The organism is Pseudomonas sp. P4_C1, assembly GCF_056402155.1.
Window position 1 is genome coordinate 28,918 of the sequence record NZ_JBFUHY010000009.1, and the last position, 15,375, is coordinate 44,292.

15 protein-coding genes are annotated in these 15,375 nt (G+C 60.0%); 8 read left to right on the forward strand and 7 right to left on the reverse strand.

All coding sequences use genetic code 11. The annotated features are described in order from the left end of the window. Positions 1-284 precede the first annotated feature (284 nt). Positions 285-1,496, forward strand: coding sequence for a 23S rRNA pseudouridine(2605) synthase RluB (gene rluB / locus AC1DU9_RS08540; protein WP_223461290.1), 1,212 nt, complete (start codon positions 285-287; stop codon positions 1,494-1,496). Between the two features lie 863 nt (positions 1,497-2,359). After that, positions 2,360-3,778, forward strand: a complete 1,419-nt coding sequence (locus tag AC1DU9_RS08545) for an amino acid permease (RefSeq protein ID WP_223461292.1) — start codon at positions 2,360-2,362, stop codon at positions 3,776-3,778. A 107-nt stretch (positions 3,779-3,885) separates the two neighbouring features. On the opposite strand, the gene AC1DU9_RS08550 is transcribed toward AC1DU9_RS08545, so the two are convergent. Next, positions 3,886-4,635 (reverse strand): NAD(P)H-dependent oxidoreductase, encoded by a 750-nt coding sequence (locus AC1DU9_RS08550; protein ID WP_223461294.1) that lies wholly within the window; start codon positions 4,633-4,635, stop codon positions 3,886-3,888. A gap of 204 nt (positions 4,636-4,839) precedes the next feature. Between AC1DU9_RS08550 and arfB the strand changes: the two genes are divergently transcribed. Beyond that, positions 4,840-5,253 carry an alternative ribosome rescue aminoacyl-tRNA hydrolase ArfB gene (gene arfB / locus AC1DU9_RS08555; protein WP_008021374.1) on the forward strand — a complete coding sequence of 138 codons (414 nt, stop codon included), beginning with the start codon at positions 4,840-4,842 and terminating at the stop codon, positions 5,251-5,253. Here the strand turns inward: arfB and AC1DU9_RS08560 are convergent. The 6 genes from AC1DU9_RS08560 to phhA all read right to left on the reverse strand — a co-directional run bounded on the left by AC1DU9_RS08560 (position 5,250) and on the right by phhA (position 9,645). Beyond that, a complete protein-coding gene (locus AC1DU9_RS08560; RefSeq protein ID WP_223461296.1) occupies positions 5,250-6,449 on the reverse strand; it encodes an MFS transporter in 1,200 nt (399 codons plus the stop codon). The genes arfB and AC1DU9_RS08560 overlap by 4 nt on opposite strands. Before the next feature lie 99 nt (positions 6,450-6,548). Then, entirely contained in the window at positions 6,549-6,734 is a 186-nt protein-coding gene (locus AC1DU9_RS08565) for a hypothetical protein (RefSeq protein ID WP_108218605.1), read from the reverse strand. Positions 6,735-6,806: 72 nt separating this feature from the next. After that, positions 6,807-6,938 carry a hypothetical protein gene (locus AC1DU9_RS08570; RefSeq protein WP_263289743.1) on the reverse strand — a complete coding sequence of 44 codons (132 nt, stop codon included), beginning with the start codon at positions 6,936-6,938 and terminating at the stop codon, positions 6,807-6,809. Positions 6,939-7,204: 266 nt separating this feature from the next. Next, a complete protein-coding gene (locus AC1DU9_RS08575) occupies positions 7,205-8,398 on the reverse strand; it encodes an amino acid aminotransferase (RefSeq protein ID WP_223461298.1) in 1,194 nt (397 codons plus the stop codon). Next, complete coding sequence (locus tag AC1DU9_RS08580) at positions 8,398-8,754, reverse strand: 4a-hydroxytetrahydrobiopterin dehydratase (protein WP_018929944.1); 357 nt, start codon at positions 8,752-8,754, stop codon at positions 8,398-8,400. The genes AC1DU9_RS08575 and AC1DU9_RS08580 overlap by 1 nt, the downstream gene beginning before the upstream one ends. Positions 8,755-8,859: 105 nt before the next feature. After that, positions 8,860-9,645: a phenylalanine 4-monooxygenase gene (gene phhA, locus AC1DU9_RS08585; RefSeq protein ID WP_223461301.1), complete on the reverse strand. Its 786-nt coding sequence runs from the start codon at positions 9,643-9,645 to the stop codon at positions 8,860-8,862. A gap of 371 nt (positions 9,646-10,016) precedes the next feature. On the opposite strand from phhA, the gene AC1DU9_RS08590 reads away from it, so the two are divergent. The 5 genes from AC1DU9_RS08590 to AC1DU9_RS08610 all read left to right on the forward strand — a co-directional run bounded on the left by AC1DU9_RS08590 (position 10,017) and on the right by AC1DU9_RS08610 (position 15,375). Then, positions 10,017-11,576, forward strand: a complete 1,560-nt coding sequence (locus tag AC1DU9_RS08590) for a sigma-54-dependent phenylalanine hydroxylase transcriptional regulator PhhR (protein WP_008021363.1) — start codon at positions 10,017-10,019, stop codon at positions 11,574-11,576. 351 nt (positions 11,577-11,927) lie between these two features. Further along, complete coding sequence (locus tag AC1DU9_RS08595) at positions 11,928-12,668, forward strand: flagellar basal body rod protein FlgF (protein WP_085717038.1); 741 nt, start codon at positions 11,928-11,930, stop codon at positions 12,666-12,668. 45 nt (positions 12,669-12,713) lie between these two features. Next, positions 12,714-13,499 carry a flagellar basal-body rod protein FlgG gene (flgG, locus tag AC1DU9_RS08600; protein ID WP_007975316.1) on the forward strand — a complete coding sequence of 262 codons (786 nt, stop codon included), beginning with the start codon at positions 12,714-12,716 and terminating at the stop codon, positions 13,497-13,499. A 52-nt stretch (positions 13,500-13,551) separates the two neighbouring features. Next, on the forward strand, positions 13,552-14,247 hold the full coding sequence (gene flgH, locus AC1DU9_RS08605; protein WP_223461303.1) for a flagellar basal body L-ring protein FlgH: 696 nt from the start codon (positions 13,552-13,554) through the stop codon (positions 14,245-14,247). 18 nt (positions 14,248-14,265) lie between these two features. After that, complete coding sequence (locus AC1DU9_RS08610) at positions 14,266-15,375, forward strand: flagellar basal body P-ring protein FlgI (protein ID WP_223461460.1); 1,110 nt, start codon at positions 14,266-14,268, stop codon at positions 15,373-15,375.

The window sequence follows — 15,375 nt, forward strand, 5'->3', positions numbered from 1 at the left end:
CATGAACAATGGATATTCACTGTGGGAGCGAGCTTGCTCGCGATGGCGGCAGTACATTCAACATCAATGTGACTGAAAAACCGCTATCGCGAGCAAGCTCGCTCCCACAGGGTTTTGTGTTCGCAAGCAAGCTGCGTGTCACCGGTCAGCGGAAAAACAAATAACCTTGCATTGATCAGCTAGTCTCTGATGCGCAAACGCCCGCATGCGCGTATGATTCGCGACCCTTCGGCGATCCCTTCGCCCAAGTACCCAGTTTTCAGACCACACCGGGAGGTGCCCAGATGAGTATCAAAGACCAGCAAGACGACCAGCCAATCGGCCCAGCAGGCGAAAAACTGCAGAAAGTCCTCGCCCGTATCGGCGTCGGCTCGCGCCGTGACGTGGAAGCCTGGATCAGCCACGGCCGCATCAAGGTCAACGGCAAAGACGCCACCCTTGGTCAGCGTGTCGATATGCACGACGCCATCACCATCGATGGCAAGGTGATCAAGCGTGAAGAGGCCGCCGAGTCGGTCCGCCGCGTGATCATGTACAACAAGCCCGACGGCGAAATCTGCACCCGTGTCGACCCTGAAGGTCGTCCGACGGTGTTCGACAAGCTGCCGCGTCCGAAAGAAGGGCGCTGGATCAACATCGGCCGTCTCGACATCAATACCACCGGTTTGCTGATGTTCACCACCGACGGTGAACTGGCCAACCGTTTGATGCACCCGTCCTACGAGATGGACCGCGAGTACGCCGTGCGTGTACGCGGTGAAGTCGACGACGAGATGATCGAGCGCCTGAAGGCTGGCGTTGTCCTTGAAGATGGCCCGGCCAGGTTCACCGACATCAAGCAGGCGCCAGGTGGCGAAGGTTTCAACCACTGGTACCACTGCGTGGTGATGGAAGGTCGTAACCGTGAAGTGCGTCGCCTGTGGGAATCCCAGGGCCTGGTGGTCAGCCGTCTGAAGCGCGTGCGTTTCGGCCCGGTGTTCCTCAACTCTGACCTGCCGATGGGCCGCTGGCGTGAAATGAGCCAGTACGAAGTCGACATTCTCAGCGCCGAAGTTGGCCTGACGCCGGTAGCCATGCCGCAACTCAACGCCAAGAGCAAGGACAAGCTCGACCGGATGCAGCGTAAATCGTCGCGGCCGATGGCCAGGACCGAGCGCGTGCGCACCCTGCGTCCAGCGAATGGCGGGCCTGCTGCCCCGCGTGAAAACCGCGAGCCGCAGATCGAAGGCGAGCGTCCAGGTCGCAAGCCAGCCGCCCGTCAGGACGGGGAACGCGGTCCACGCACGCCACGTCCGGCCAACGGCCGTAGCGAGCGTGGCGAAGGTCGTGGTACGCCGGTGGCGGACCGTCCGGTCGACACCAAGCGCCCGGCCAAGCCTGCACCGAAGCGTCCGGGGATCAAACTGGTCGACGGTGACACGCCATCGGGCAAGCGCCGTGGCGCACCAGCCGGTTCCGGCCAGCGTCCGGGCTTTGGTCGTCGCAAGCCGGAGTGAGGCAGCTGTAAGCTGAAAACTCCAGGTAAAAAACGTCAATCTTCGGGTTGGCGTTTTTTTTTGCCAGGCTTTGTGTCTGTGTTGTGTTTGAGTACGCCATCGCGAGCAAGCTCGCTCCCACAGGGAAATGAGTTTGCTTGGAGAATCGCGATCAAAATGTGGGAGCGAGCTTGCTCGTGATGGCGTCAGTCGCCGCACCGAGAGCTTCAATGTGGAAACGCTAATTTACGTCGTGTAAAGAAAACCTGACAAAATCCACCGATTAACCCCGTGGATTCGCCACCTCCTGGATTCCGTAAGAAAACTCTTACGCGTCAGCGCCTTCCTTCCTACATCCGACCCCCTAGCCCGCTTGTTTCCCCGCTCCATGCAGGGTGTTATGCGCGCCATGCCTGTCGTGCAGGTGCATAACAAAAAGGAGGCGCAATGAACGCCGTATTCCATCTCCATCTCTCTGCGAGGGGCGGTTTTCCTGCCTTTCCCGTCGATGATCCGCAAGGATCTGACCCTTTTTTTGCAGCCGCCCGAGCACCTCGGGGCGGACACAGGCAATCCCGGCCATAGGCACGCTTGTCCAGCGGGTCTGTCAGCAGGGGGTTACAGGTGTACAATGCGCCGCGTTTTACCTGTGACCTCCTGCGCACCTGCGCAAACCTCAAGGCTATCCGCCTTGTTCACTCCGTCGCGTCACGAGCGTGTCGGGTTCGATTTCGTCGCAGATAAAAACAAACAGGTGACGCATGACCGTTGTAAATACGCTGAACTCCTGGTGCCTGCGCTGGGGTTTGATCGGTGCCGCTTAACGCTTTTCTTGAGCAGCAACGTCTACTGAACATCATCAAACCTTGCGTGAGACCCTTTTCATGAGTGGACAACACCCGCAATCAGGCGAGCTGAAACGCGGCCTGAAAAATCGCCACATTCAATTGATCGCCCTCGGTGGCGCGATCGGTACCGGTTTGTTCCTCGGCTCGGCAGGGGTACTGAAATCCGCCGGCCCGTCGATGATCCTCGGCTACGCCATCTGCGGCTTCATCGCCTTCATGATCATGCGCCAACTGGGCGAAATGATCGTCGAAGATCCGGTGGCCGGCTCCTTCAGCCATTTTGCGCACAAGTACTGGGGCGGCTTTGCCGGCTTCCTGTCGGGCTGGAACTGCTGGATTCTGTACATTCTGGTGGGCATGTCCGAGCTGACTGCGGTCGGCAAATACATCCACTACTGGGCGCCGGACATCCCGACCTGGGTCTCCGCAGCGGCCTTCTTCGTGCTGATCAACGCGATCAACCTGGCCAACGTCAAAGTGTTCGGCGAGGCCGAGTTCTGGTTTGCGATCATCAAGGTCGTGGCGATCGTCGGCATGATTGCCCTGGGCAGCTACCTGCTGGTCAGCGGCAATGGCGGCCCGCAAGCGGCGGTCAGTAACCTGTGGTCCCACGGTGGCTTCTTCCCGAACGGCGTCAGCGGCCTGGTGATGGCCATGGCTTTCATCATGTTTTCCTTTGGCGGCCTGGAAATGCTCGGTTTCACCGCAGCGGAAGCCGACAAGCCGAAAACCGTGATCCCGAAAGCCATCAACCAGGTGATCTACCGGATCCTGATTTTCTACATCGGTGCCCTGGTCATCCTGCTGTCGTTGACCCCGTGGGACAGCTTGCTGACCACCCTCAACGCCTCCGGTGATTCCTACAGCGGCAGCCCGTTCGTGCAAGTGTTCTCGATGCTGGGCAGCAACACCGCCGCGCACATCCTCAACTTCGTGGTCCTGACTGCGGCGTTGTCGGTGTACAACAGCGGCACCTACTGCAACAGCCGCATGCTGCTGGGCATGGCCGAGCAGGGCGATGCGCCGAAAGGTCTGGCGAAGATCGACAAGCGCGGCGTGCCGGTGCGCTCGATTCTGGCCTCGGCCGCCGTGACCCTGATCGCGGTACTGCTGAACTACCTGATCCCGCAAAACGCGCTGGAACTGCTGATGTCGCTGGTGGTGGCCACCCTGGTGATCAACTGGGCGATGATCAGCTACTCGCACTTCAAGTTCCGCCAGCACATGAACAAGACCAAACAGACGCCGCTGTTCAAGGCCCTGTGGTATCCGTACGGCAACTACATCTGCCTGGCGTTCGTGGTGTTCGTCCTTGGCGTGATGCTGTTGATTCCGGGGATTCAGACATCGGTGTATGCGATTCCAGTGTGGCTGGTGTTCATGTGGGTCTGCTACTGGATCAAGAACAAGCGCAGTGCACAGCACGTGTCGAATGCCACGCCTGCTGTTAACTAAAGGCATCGAGCAATAACAAAAACCCGGCCTTGTGCCGGGTTTTTGTTGTATGAAGTTGTAAGGCTCGCGGGTAAGAATAGTTGCCTGGACGTAATGTTCAGCGAATTTTAATTATGACTGTGTTGAATAAAAGGCGTGTAACTCGGCGCGCCCTGTTTCAACTGGCCATGTTCGTCCCAGTCATCGGGCGAGTTGAAGGGAAGTACCGCTGCTTGATCGATGTTGCAACAGTGCGAACGGTAGCGTTGCAGTTCCTCCTCAAGATCACGCCCGGCTGCCGTGCAACCCGCCCAGATGCCGTGAATCAGGTGAGCCTGGAGCACCTCGAAGCCAACGTAACGGAAGGCGTACTGAATCGGCCATAACAGCATATGGGTGTTGCCCTCTCGACCATTGGGCGCGCACTCGTCTGCCGATGAGCCGGTGGTGACGCACAGAAGTACTTTTTTGCCTCGGCATACCCCTTGCTCGAAGCGCTGTTCACTCGAGTAAAGGCCGCCGTAAACCAATACTCGATCCATCCAGCCCTTGAGCATTGCGGGGGCGCCGAACCACCACAGGGGAAACTGGATAACCAGCAGATCGGCCCAGTCAATGGCCGCCAGTTCCTGCGCCACCTGTGCGGGCAAGGTTCCGTTCTCGTAACCGAAGCGCTGCTCGGCCTGTACGTCGAAGCGCTGGCTGTCCTTGCGTTGCTGAAAGTGTCGGGCGTGCTCGCAGGCATCGAAGTTCTGCGCATACAGGTCGTTGACCCTGACACGATGTCCCTGGGCTTCGAACGTATCGCTCGCGGTTGTTACCAGACTGTTGGTGAATGACGTGGGTTCCGGGTGTGCAGACACTATATAGATATTCATTGTTGGCTAATGAACTCCAGAGTTCGGTGGGGTGAATTCCATTCAAAACTCAGGATAGGCTTTTAGTGACCTGGGACGCTGGCTGGATATGTTCCCGAATGTAAGGCATTAAAACAGCTGAATCTCATTCAGTTGTTCCGGGCAGGGTCAATACGCGGCAGCGAAATGGCGTATCCTGCCCACTCTGTTTACGGATTTTTTTTCATGCTGGTCATTTCCAACAACGTGCATCTGCCGGATGCCGAGATCGAGTTGACGGCCATTCGCGCTCAGGGCGCCGGTGGGCAGAACGTCAACAAGGTCTCCAGTGCCGTGCACCTGCGCTTCGACATTCCGGCGTCGTCCCTGCCCGAGTTCTACAAGGAGCGGCTACTGGCGCTACGCGACAGCCGCATCACCAGCGACGGTGTGTTGATCATCAAGGCCCAGCAGTACCGCACGCAGGAGCAGAACCGCGCCGATGCACTGTTGCGGCTGACCGAGTTGATCCTCAGTGCCACCAAGGTCGAGAAAAAGCGCCGTCCGACCAAGCCGACACTCGGCTCGAAGACCCGTCGCCTCGAGTCCAAGAGCAAGCGAGGCAACATCAAGGCCGGGCGCGGCAAGGTCGATTTCTAACGGACATCCCGCGTTTCTCGTTGCTTTGGCGCCTGCCAATACAAGTAAAGGCTCAGTATCAATCCGCTCAAGGCGGCGAAGGCAGCGAACAGGAAGATCGAAGCGAACCCGAATCCGGCCGCAATGGCGCCGGCGAGCGGCCCGGTGATCCCCAGCGACAAGTCGATGAACAGCGAATAGGCGCCGACGGCTGCGCCACGGCTGGAGGCCGGGACCAGGTTGACCGCTTCCACCCCCAGCGCCGGAAACACCAGCGAAAAGCCAAAACCGCTCAGCGCCGCTCCCGCCAGAGCCCAATGTGCATCTGGTGCCAGCCACAGCAACAGCAACCCGAGTGTTTCCACTGACAGGCAGGCAATGGCGACGCGAAAGCCGCCGAGGCGGTTGATCAGGTTGCCGAACAGCAAGCGCGCGCTGATGAAGCTGGCGCCGAACAGGCTCAGGCACAGCACGGCGTTATCCCAGTGTTGCGTGGCGTAATACAGGGTGATGAAGGTGGCGATGGTGCCAAAACCAATGGAGCCCAGGGCCAGTCCGCAGCCGTGGGGGAAGACCCGCCCGAGCACGTGGATGAACGGCAGGCGCTCACCGGCAACGATCGGCGTGGCGGTTTTCGGCCAGGCCAGCAGCAGGCCGAGCACGGCCAGCAACACAATGCTTACGCCCATGCTCCACAAGCCCAGTCGATGGACGAGCAAAACACCCAAGGGCGCGCCGACGGCCAGTGCGCCATAGCTGGCGATTCCGTTCCACGAAATGACTTTGGCCGTATTCGCCGCGCCGACCCGGCCGATGCCCCAGCCAATCGAGCCCGAGCCCACCAGGCTTTCCGCGCTGCCGAGAACCAGACGGCCGATCAGCAGGCTGAACAGGCTCAAGGCCGGCAGGCTCTGGGTCCAGGCCGAGATCAACATGAACACACCACTCAAGCCGCAACCGGCCAGGCCATACATCACGGCCAGTTTGCTGCCCTTGTTGTCGATGATCTTCCCTGCATAGGGGCGGCTGAGCAGGGTGGCCAGGTATTGCACGCTGATCACCAGGCCCGCGATCACCGCGCCGAACCCCAGGTCGCTGTGGACGTAACCGGGCAATACGGCCAGGGGGATGCCGATGTTCAGGTAGCCGATGAAGGTGAAAAGGACGATGGAAACGACTTGCAGCGTGACCGCCAGGGGGCGCTGGTTTTCAGGCATGGGTAAAGGTCCACGGTAAAGCAGGATAGATAGGCTGCTTATGATAGCGGTGTGGACGGTCGCAGGTTGTGAAAAAGTAAAACTATTTGCCGGGCGCTGTCATTCAGGTTTGACGGGAGCGACCAGCTGCGTGGTGACCAGGGCGGCCAGCGCATTTTCCTGGGTGCCGAAGCGGGCGAGCAAGGCGGCTTGTTTCTCGGGGGAGAGGCGATTCCAGATCTCGATCATTTTCTCGGCGGTGCCGATCAGGACGCTGGCCTGCGCTTCGCTGAATTCATCGGTCATGGGTAAAGACTCTTTCAGGCAGTGTGGAAAGCGCATGTTAGCGCTTTCCACACGGTCTGTACGGCGGGTGTTTCAGTCTTCTCTGTCAGCCTGGCGGCTGCCAGTGGCTTCTTTCGGCTCGGGCTGTTGGGCTCCGGCTTGCTGCGTGGTCGTCTGCTCAGGTTCGTGCAGGCTTGGGAAGGGGAGATTAGGAATCTCGTGCATGGTCGCGCTCCTCGCTAAGTCTGTTGATAGATCTGGTAGATCCGCGCTTTAAAAAAAGCTTGGGCAGGATACAGCACTGAAAATGACAAACAGACTTTTATATCCATTTGTTTCGACGGATGGGGTTGTATAGACAGATCGATAACAGTTGCGCAGAAACAACTGTGGGAGCGAGCTTGCTCGCGATGGCGGCCTGACAGTCAACAGAGATGTTGAATGTTATGGCCTCATCGCGAGCAAGCTCGCTCCCACAGGGTTTGGTGGTGTTATTTGCAAACCTTGGCAATCGCCTCAGCCAGCAAATCCAGGCGCGTTGCATCAATGCCTGCGACGTTAGCCCGTCCTGAGCTAACCATGTAAACACTGTGATGATCCCGCAGGTTCTTCACTTGTTCCGGCGACAGGCCGGTGTAGGAGAACATCCCGCGTTGCACGCCAATGTGCGCAAAGCGCTCGCGCAAACCGTGAGGCTCCAGCGCCTCCACCAGACCGCTGCGCAGTTGGGCAATACGCAGGCGCATGGCTTCCACTTCGTCAGCCCAGAGGTTTTTCAGTTCCGGGTCGCCGAGGATGGTCGCGACCACGGCCGCACCGTGATCCGGCGGCGTCGACCACAGGTTGCGGGCGATGTTGGCCAGTTGGCTGCGGATGTCGGTGAGCTTGTCGGCGGTTTTCGCGCAGACAATCAGCGCGCCGGTACGGTCGCGGTACAGGCCGAAGTTTTTCGAACAGGAACTGGTGATCAGCAGCTCCGGCAACTCGGCGGCGAACAGCCGGGTCGACCAGGCATCCTGTTCCAGGCCATCGCCGAATCCTTGATACGCGAAGTCGATCAGTGGCAGCAGTTCGCGCTTGCGTACGACCTCCAGCACCCGCTGCCAGTCATCCTGGGACAGGTCGAATCCGGTCGGGTTGTGGCAGCAGGCGTGCAGCAACACCACGTCACCCTTGGGCGCTTCATTGAGCGCCGCCAGCATGCCGTCGACGTCGAGCCGGTTGTCACTGCCCACGTACGGGTAGTGGCTGACCTTGACCTTGGCTGTCGCAAAAATCGTTTCGTGGATCGGCCAGGTCGGGTTGCTCAACCACACGCCACGGCCCGGCAGGCATTGGGCGATGAAGTCCGCGCTCAGGCGCAAAGCCCCGGTGCCGCCCGGAGTCTGGGTGGCGCCGGCGCGTTGTGCGCTGATCAGCTTCGAGTCGACGCCCAGCACCAGCTCATTGATGGCCTTGCCGAATGCGGGCTCGCCGTGGCCACCGATGTAGGTCTTGGTGGACTGACGATCCACCAGGCGCTGCTCGGCAAGTTTCACCGACTCGAGAATCGGCGTCAGGCCCTGGGCGTCTTTGTAGACACCCACGCCCAAATCGAACTTGCGCGGGTTCGGGTCCTGCGCGTAGGCCTCCATCAGGCCGAGGATCGGGTCGCCAGGCACTCGACCGATGGCGTCGAAATGCATTACTTGCGCCCCTCAGCATCCTTCGCCACTTCGTCAGTGCGCGCGGCCATGATGAAGTCGTTGCGGTGCAGGCCCTTGATCGAGTGGCTCCACCAGGTCACGGTGACTTTGCCCCACTCGGTCAGCAGGCCCGGGTGGTGGCCTTCGGCCTCGGAGATTTCACCAACGGCGTTGGTGAAGGCGAGGGCATGTTTGAAGTTCTTGAACAGGAAGACCTTTTCCAGCTGCATGACGCCGTCGCGTACTTCGATGTTCCAGTCCGGGATCTGCTTGATCAGGATCGGCAGTTCTTCATCGCTGACTTGTGGGGCGTCGGCGCGGCAGGCTTCGCAATGGGCTTGGTTCAAAGTGGACATGATGTGTTTCCCGTAATCGAGTGTTTTTATATCGGTCGACAGTACCGTCACGCTAAACCAAAGCGACGGTGACTGACAGACTCACTTGTCAGCAAAAGTCGCGGTTCACGCAGCCTTTGGCGGAAATTTCGGTGTGTGCAGACCCATCTGCATCGCGTGCTTGACCATGCCCATGATGTCTTCGTGAGCGAGGTCGAAAAGGCGCTTGAGGTTCGGCAGAACGAAATACAGGGGTTGCAGGATGTCGATGCGGTAAGGCGTGCGCATGCATTCCAGCGGGTCGAAGGCTTGATGTTCAGGCTCGTTCGACAGGCTGTAGACGGTCTCTTTCGGTGAAGACAGAATGCCGCCGCCGTAGATGCGCTGGCCTTGCGGGGTGTCGACCAGGCCGAATTCGATGGTCATCCAGTACAGCCGCGCCAGGTACACGCGCTCTTCCTTGGTCGCCTTGAGGCCGAGTTTGCCGTAGGTGTGGGTGAATTCAGCGAACCACGGGTTGGTCAGCAGCGGGCAGTGACCAAAGATCTCGTGGAAAATGTCCGGCTCTTGCAGGTAGTCCAGTTCTTCGCGGGTACGAATGAAGGTCGCCACCGGAAACTGCTTGCTGGCCAGCAATTCGAAAAAGGTCTGGAAGGGAATCAGTGCGGGAACCCGGGCAACCTGCCAGCCGGTGGTTTCACCGAGGACCTTGTTGATTTCGCCGAGTTGAGGAATGCGGTCGTGGGGCAGACCGAGTTTTTCGATACCGTCCAGGTACTCCTGGCACGCACGCCCTTCGATCACTTTCAGTTGACGAGTGATCAGCGTGTTCCACACCGCGTGTTCTTCGGCGGGGTAGTCGATAAAACCTTGCGCATCGGGCTCGCGAGCCACGTATTGCGTCTGCTTCATGCTGCTCTCCTGCTAGGGGATTTCGTTCTTGTTATGTACTGCTATGGACCTAGAAGTACTCCAAGGATTGCACTGTTGCAGCAGGTGCCCGGCGTCATGTGCGGCGAAACCCCTCAATTATCGTAAAGTTTTCGTTACGTATCGGCCGTTGTCGCGCAGATGTTGAGATTGGCGGGTGGGAAAAGCCCTACATCTGTCACATAATCTTGACGACTATCTGAGCGCCTAATCAGAAAAGTCGGGCGCTAACCCTGTGGGAGCCAGCCTGCTGGCGATAGCGGTGTGTCATTCGACATCAATAGGGCCTGATGCGACGCCATCGCCAGCAGGCTGGCTCCCACAGGTCAATCATCGTTTATCAGGTCTTTTTTATGCGTATCAAAGTCCATTGCCAGAACCGCATCGGCATCCTGCGCGACATTCTCAATCTGCTGGTGGAGTACGGGATCAACGTGGCCCGCGGTGAGGTGGGCGGTGAGCATGGCAACGCCATCTACCTGCATTGCCCGAACCTGATCAACATTCAGTTCCAGGCCTTGCGTCCGAAATTCGAAGCGATTGCCGGGGTCTTTGGCGTCAAGCGTGTAGGGCTGATGCCCAGCGAGCGTCGGCACATGGAGCTCAATGCACTGCTCGGTGCGCTGGAGTTTCCGGTGCTGTCGATCGACATGGGCGGCTCCATCGTCGCGGCCAACCGTGCGGCGGCGCAGTTGCTCGGGGTGCGGGTCGACGAGGTGCCGGGGATTCCCCTGTCGCGGTACGCCGAAGATTTCGATTTGCCGGAACTGGTGCGCGCCAACAAGTCGCGGATCAACGGGCTGCGGGTCAAGGTCAAGGGTGACGTGTTCCTGGCCGACATCGCGCCGCTGCAATCGGAGCATGACGACAGTGAAGCCATGGCCGGTGCGGTGCTGACGCTGCACCGCGCCGACCGGGTGGGCGAGCGCATCTACAACGTGCGCAAGCAGGAATTGCGTGGCTTCGACAGCATCTTCCAAAGCTCGAAAGTCATGGCCGCGGTGGTGCGCGAAGCCCGGCGCATGGCGCCACTCGATGCACCGCTATTGATAGAAGGCGAAACCGGCACCGGCAAAGAGTTGCTGGCGCGGGCCTGCCATCTGGCCAGTCCTCGTGGGCAGTCGCCATTGATGGCGCTCAATTGCGCCGGTCTGCCGGAATCCATGGCCGAGACGGAATTGTTCGGCTATGGCCCTGGTGCCTTTGAAGGGGCGCGAGCCGAGGGCAAGCTCGGGCTGCTGGAATTGACGGCGGGCGGCACGCTGTTTCTCGATGGCGTCGGGGAAATGAGCCCGCGCTTGCAGGTGAAACTGCTGCGTTTCCTGCAGGACGGTTGCTTCCGTCGCGTGGGCAGCGATGAAGAGGTCTACCTCGACGTGCGGGTGATCTGCGCGACCCAGGTCGACCTGTCCGAGCTGTGCGCTCGCGGTGAGTTCCGCCAGGACCTCTATCACCGCTTGAATGTGTTGTCGCTGCACATTCCGCCGCTGCGCGAGTGCCTCGACGGCTTGACGCCGCTGGTGGAGCACTTCCTCGATCAGGCCAGCCGGCAGATTGGTTGCCCGTTGCCGAAACTGGCCCCGGCGGCCATGGAACGGCTCAGCCACTACCATTGGCCGGGCAATGTGCGGCAACTGGAGAATGTGCTGTTCCAGGCGGTTTCCCTGTGCGACGGCGGCACGGTCAAGGCCGAGCACATTCGTTTGCCGGACTATGGCGTGCGCCAGCCCCTTGGCGATTTTTCGCTCGAAGGCGGACTGGATGAAATTGTCGGGCGTTTCGAAAAAGCCGTGTTGGAGCGGCTGTATTCCGAGCATCCGAGTAGCCGGCAACTGGGCAAGCGGTTGGGTGTTTCGCATACCACCATTGCCAACAAGTTGCGTGAGTATGAGGTGGGCAAGACTGAGTCATAGCTGAGGCCTGCTGCGTTTGTGCTGGCCTCATCGTCGGAACGCCGCCCGGAGCAAGCTCGCTCCCACAATGGTTCATCGGCGGACACACAATCTGTGATCACCTAATAACCCTGTGGGAGCAAGCTTGCTCGCGATGGCGGTTGTGGCCATGGCCCAAGGTCAATCCTTGCCACCCACCGGCATGACACCGCCGGTTTTTCGTCTCCGATACAAATCCCTCATCCCCTCTGAATCCCCAAAGTCCTTTGTTTGCCGGGCCTGGCGCCGCCAAAAACAAGTTGGTCTGCAAATTGCTTATGGCTCAGCAGTACAGCAGTGGACGGCAAACGTCCGGCAGGCAGAGGAAAGAGTGTGGACAAGTACCTTTATGTGGCAATGACCGGCGCCAGCCAGAATGCACTGGCGCAAAAGGCTCATGCCAACAACCTCGCGAACATCTCCACCAACGGCTTCCAGAAAGACCTGGAGCAGGCCCGTTCGATGCCGGTGTTCGGTGACAGCTTTCCGGCGCGTGCGTTTGCCATGTCCGAACGCCCGGCCACCGATTTCTCCCCTGGCTCACTGGTGGAAACCGGCCGCGACCTCGACGTTGCCGTGCAAGGCAACGGCTGGATTGCYGTACAGACTCCCGATGGCGGTGAAAGCTACGTGCGCACCGGCAGCCTGAACGTTGACGCCCTGGGCGTGCTGCGCGCCGGCAACGGCATGCCGGTCATGGGCAATGGCGGGCCGATTGCCGTGCCGCCGGAGCAGCAGATCGAAGTCGGCGAGGACGGCACCATCAGCATCCGCGCGATGGGCGAAGGTCCCCGGGTGATGGCTGAAGTCGACCGCATCAAGCTGGTCAACCCGGACCTCAAGAACATGACCAAAGGCCTGGATGGTTCGATCCACACCAAGGACGGCAAGCCGGCGCAGGCCGATGCCGGCGTCAAGCTGGTGTCCGGGTTCCTCGAGTCGAGCAACGTCAATGCCGTGGAAGAGATGACCTCGGTACTGGCTTTGTCCAAGCAGTTCGAACTGCACATCAAGATGATGAACACCGCCAAAGACGATGACCAGGCCATGGCTCGGGTCTTGCAGATCAGCTAATTACCAGAACGTCGCGCCGTAAAACAGGCGCACGAGGAGAATCGAATGCTTCCGGCTCTATGGGTTGCCAAAACAGGTCTGTCCGCCCAGGACACCAACCTGACCACCATTTCCAACAACCTGGCCAACGTGTCGACCACGGGTTTCAAACGTGACCGCGCCGAGTTCCAGGACCTGCTCTACCAGATCAAGCGCCAGCCAGGCGCCCAGTCGACCCAGGACAGCGAACTGCCGTCGGGTCTGCAACTGGGTACCGGTGTGCGCATCGTCGGCACCCAGAAAAACTTCACCGCCGGCAGCCTGCAAACCACCGAGCAGCCACTGGACATGGCCATCGACGGTCGCGGTTTCTTCCAGATCCTGCAACCGGACGGCACCACGTCCTACACCCGTGACGGTACCTTCCACCTGGACTCCAACGGCCAGATCGTCAACGCCAGCGGCTTTGCCCTGGAGCCGGCGATTGTCATTCCAAACGACGCGCAGACCTTCACGGTCGGTCGCGACGGCACTGTGTCCATCACCGTTGCCGGCAACCCGGCTGCCCAGGTGATCGGCAACCTGCAAACCGCCGACTTCATCAACCCGGCCGGCCTGCAGGCAGTGGGCAACAACCTGTTCCTGGAAACCGCCGCCAGTGGCGCGCCGCAAGTCGGCACTCCGGGCCTGAACGGTTTCGGCACCACGCTGCAGAACACCCTGGAAACGTCCAACGTCAGCACCGTTGAGGAGATGGTCAACATGATTACCACCCAGCGCGCCTACGAGATGAACTCCAAGGTGATCTCCACCGCCGACCAGATGCTCTCGTTCGTAACGCAGAATCTGTAATCAAGTCTATGGGGCGGCCATGAGGCTGCCTGCAACACCGTGAGGTAGGGTCATGAATCGCTTTGTATCTGTTCTGGCACTGAGTGGGATCACCGCGCTCGCAGGTTGCGTGCCTGCGACGCCCAAGCCCAATGACCCTTACTACGCTCCGGTGTTGCCGCGCACGCCGTTGCCGGCGGCGGCGAACAACGGCTCGATCTACCAGGCCGGTTTCGAACAGAACCTCTACAGCGACCGCAAGGCGTTCCGGGTCGGTGACATCATCACCATCACCCTGAACGAAAGGACCCAGGCCAGCAAAAACGCCAACTCGCAAATTGGCAAGAACAGCAAGGCCAACATCGGCCTGACCTCGTTGTTCGGCTCCACCCCCAACACCAATAATCCGTTTGGCAGTGGTGACCTGAGTCTGGACGCCAGCTATGAAGGCGACCGCGCGACCAAGGGCGACAGCAAGGCAGCCCAGGGCAACACCCTGACCGGCTCGATCACCGTGACCGTCGCCGATGTGCTGCCCAACGGCATCATTGCGGTACGCGGCGAAAAGTGGATGACCCTCAACACCGGCGATGAGCTGGTGCGGATTGCCGGCCTGGTTCGCGCCGATGACATCGCTACCGACAACACCGTGTCGTCGACCCGTGTCGCCGATGCGCGCATCACCTACTCGGGCACCGGTTCGTTTGCCGATGCGAGTCAGCCAGGCTGGTTCGACCGTTTCTTCCTCAGCCCGCTGTTCCCTTTCTAGGTGGCTTTCCAGTTGAGCATGTTGAACTTCAAACACCTTATGGTGGCCGCCTTGATGCTGTCGGCAGCCTTCAACGTTCAAGCCGAGCGCCTGAAGGACATCGCCAGCATTTCCGGCGTGCGTTCCAACCAATTGATCGGTTACGGCCTGGTGGTCGGGCTTAACGGCACCGGTGACCAGACGACGCAAACCCCGTTCACCCTGCAGACCTTCAACAACATGCTCTCGCAGTTCGGCATCAAGGTGCCGCCGGGTTCGGGCAACGTGCAGTTGAAGAACGTCGCGGCCGTGTCGATCAGTGCCGATTTGCCGGCGTTCGCCAAGCCGGGTCAACAGGTCGACATCACCGTTTCGTCCATCGGTAACTCCAAGAGCCTGCGTGGCGGCACCTTGCTGCTGACACCGCTCAAGGGTATCGACGGCAACGTCTATGCGGTGGCCCAGGGCAACCTGGTGGTCGGTGGTTTCGATGCGGAAGGGCGAGACGGCTCGAAGATCACCGTCAACGTTCCGTCGGCCGGTCGCATCCCCGGTGGTGCCTCGGTGGAGCGTGCGGTACCGAGCGGTTTCAACCAGGGCAACAGCCTGACGCTGAACCTCAACCGTTCCGACTTCACCACCGCCAAGCGCGTCGTCGACAAGATCAACAACATGCTCGGCCCTGGCGTGGCTCAGGCCATCGACGGCGGTTCGATTCGCGTCACCGCGCCGCTCGATCCGAGCCAGCGGGTCGACTATCTGTCGATCCTGGAAAACCTCGAAATCGATCCAGGTCAGGCGGTGGCGAAAGTCATCATCAACTCCCGTACCGGCACCATCGTGATCGGCCAGAACGTCAAGGTTTCCCCGGCCGCCGTGACCCACGGCAGCCTGACCGTGACCATCACCGAAGACCCGATCGTCAGCCAGCCCGGCCCTCTGTCCAATGGCACGACAGCGGTTGTGCCGCGTTCGAAGGTCAATGCCCAGCAGGAAGCCAAGCCGATGTTCAAGTTCGGCCCGGGCACCACCCTCGACGAGATCGTGCGGGCGGTGAACCAGGTCGGCGCGGCACCGGGTGACTTGATGGCCATCCTCGAAGCGCTGAAGCAGGCAGGCGCCCTGCAAGCCGACCTGATCGTGATCTGA

Bases quoted from the DNA above. Each gene is read 5' to 3' on its own strand.
- AC1DU9_RS08575 (WP_223461298.1), bottom strand. From the start codon at position 8,398: ATGCATTTCGACGCCATCGGTCGAGTGCCTGGCGACCCGATCCTCGGC.
- flgH (WP_223461303.1), top strand. From the start codon at position 13,552: ATGAATCGCTTTGTATCTGTTCTGGCACTGAGTGGGATCACCGCGCTC.
- AC1DU9_RS08550 (WP_223461294.1), bottom strand. From the start codon at position 4,635: ATGAATATCTATATAGTGTCTGCACACCCGGAACCCACGTCATTCACC.
- AC1DU9_RS08565 (WP_108218605.1), bottom strand. From the start codon at position 6,734: ATGACCGATGAATTCAGCGAAGCGCAGGCCAGCGTCCTGATCGGCACC.
- AC1DU9_RS08570 (WP_263289743.1), bottom strand. From the start codon at position 6,938: ATGCACGAGATTCCTAATCTCCCCTTCCCAAGCCTGCACGAACCTGAG.
- rluB (WP_223461290.1), top strand. From the start codon at position 285: ATGAGTATCAAAGACCAGCAAGACGACCAGCCAATCGGCCCAGCAGGC.
- AC1DU9_RS08610 (WP_223461460.1), top strand. From the start codon at position 14,266: ATGTTGAACTTCAAACACCTTATGGTGGCCGCCTTGATGCTGTCGGCA.
- arfB (WP_008021374.1), top strand. From the start codon at position 4,840: ATGCTGGTCATTTCCAACAACGTGCATCTGCCGGATGCCGAGATCGAG.
- flgG (WP_007975316.1), top strand. From the start codon at position 12,714: ATGCTTCCGGCTCTATGGGTTGCCAAAACAGGTCTGTCCGCCCAGGAC.
- AC1DU9_RS08590 (WP_008021363.1), top strand. From the start codon at position 10,017: ATGCGTATCAAAGTCCATTGCCAGAACCGCATCGGCATCCTGCGCGAC.
- phhA (WP_223461301.1), bottom strand. From the start codon at position 9,645: ATGAAGCAGACGCAATACGTGGCTCGCGAGCCCGATGCGCAAGGTTTT.
- AC1DU9_RS08560 (WP_223461296.1), bottom strand. From the start codon at position 6,449: ATGCCTGAAAACCAGCGCCCCCTGGCGGTCACGCTGCAAGTCGTTTCC.
- AC1DU9_RS08545 (WP_223461292.1), top strand. From the start codon at position 2,360: ATGAGTGGACAACACCCGCAATCAGGCGAGCTGAAACGCGGCCTGAAA.
- AC1DU9_RS08580 (WP_018929944.1), bottom strand. From the start codon at position 8,754: ATGTCCACTTTGAACCAAGCCCATTGCGAAGCCTGCCGCGCCGACGCC.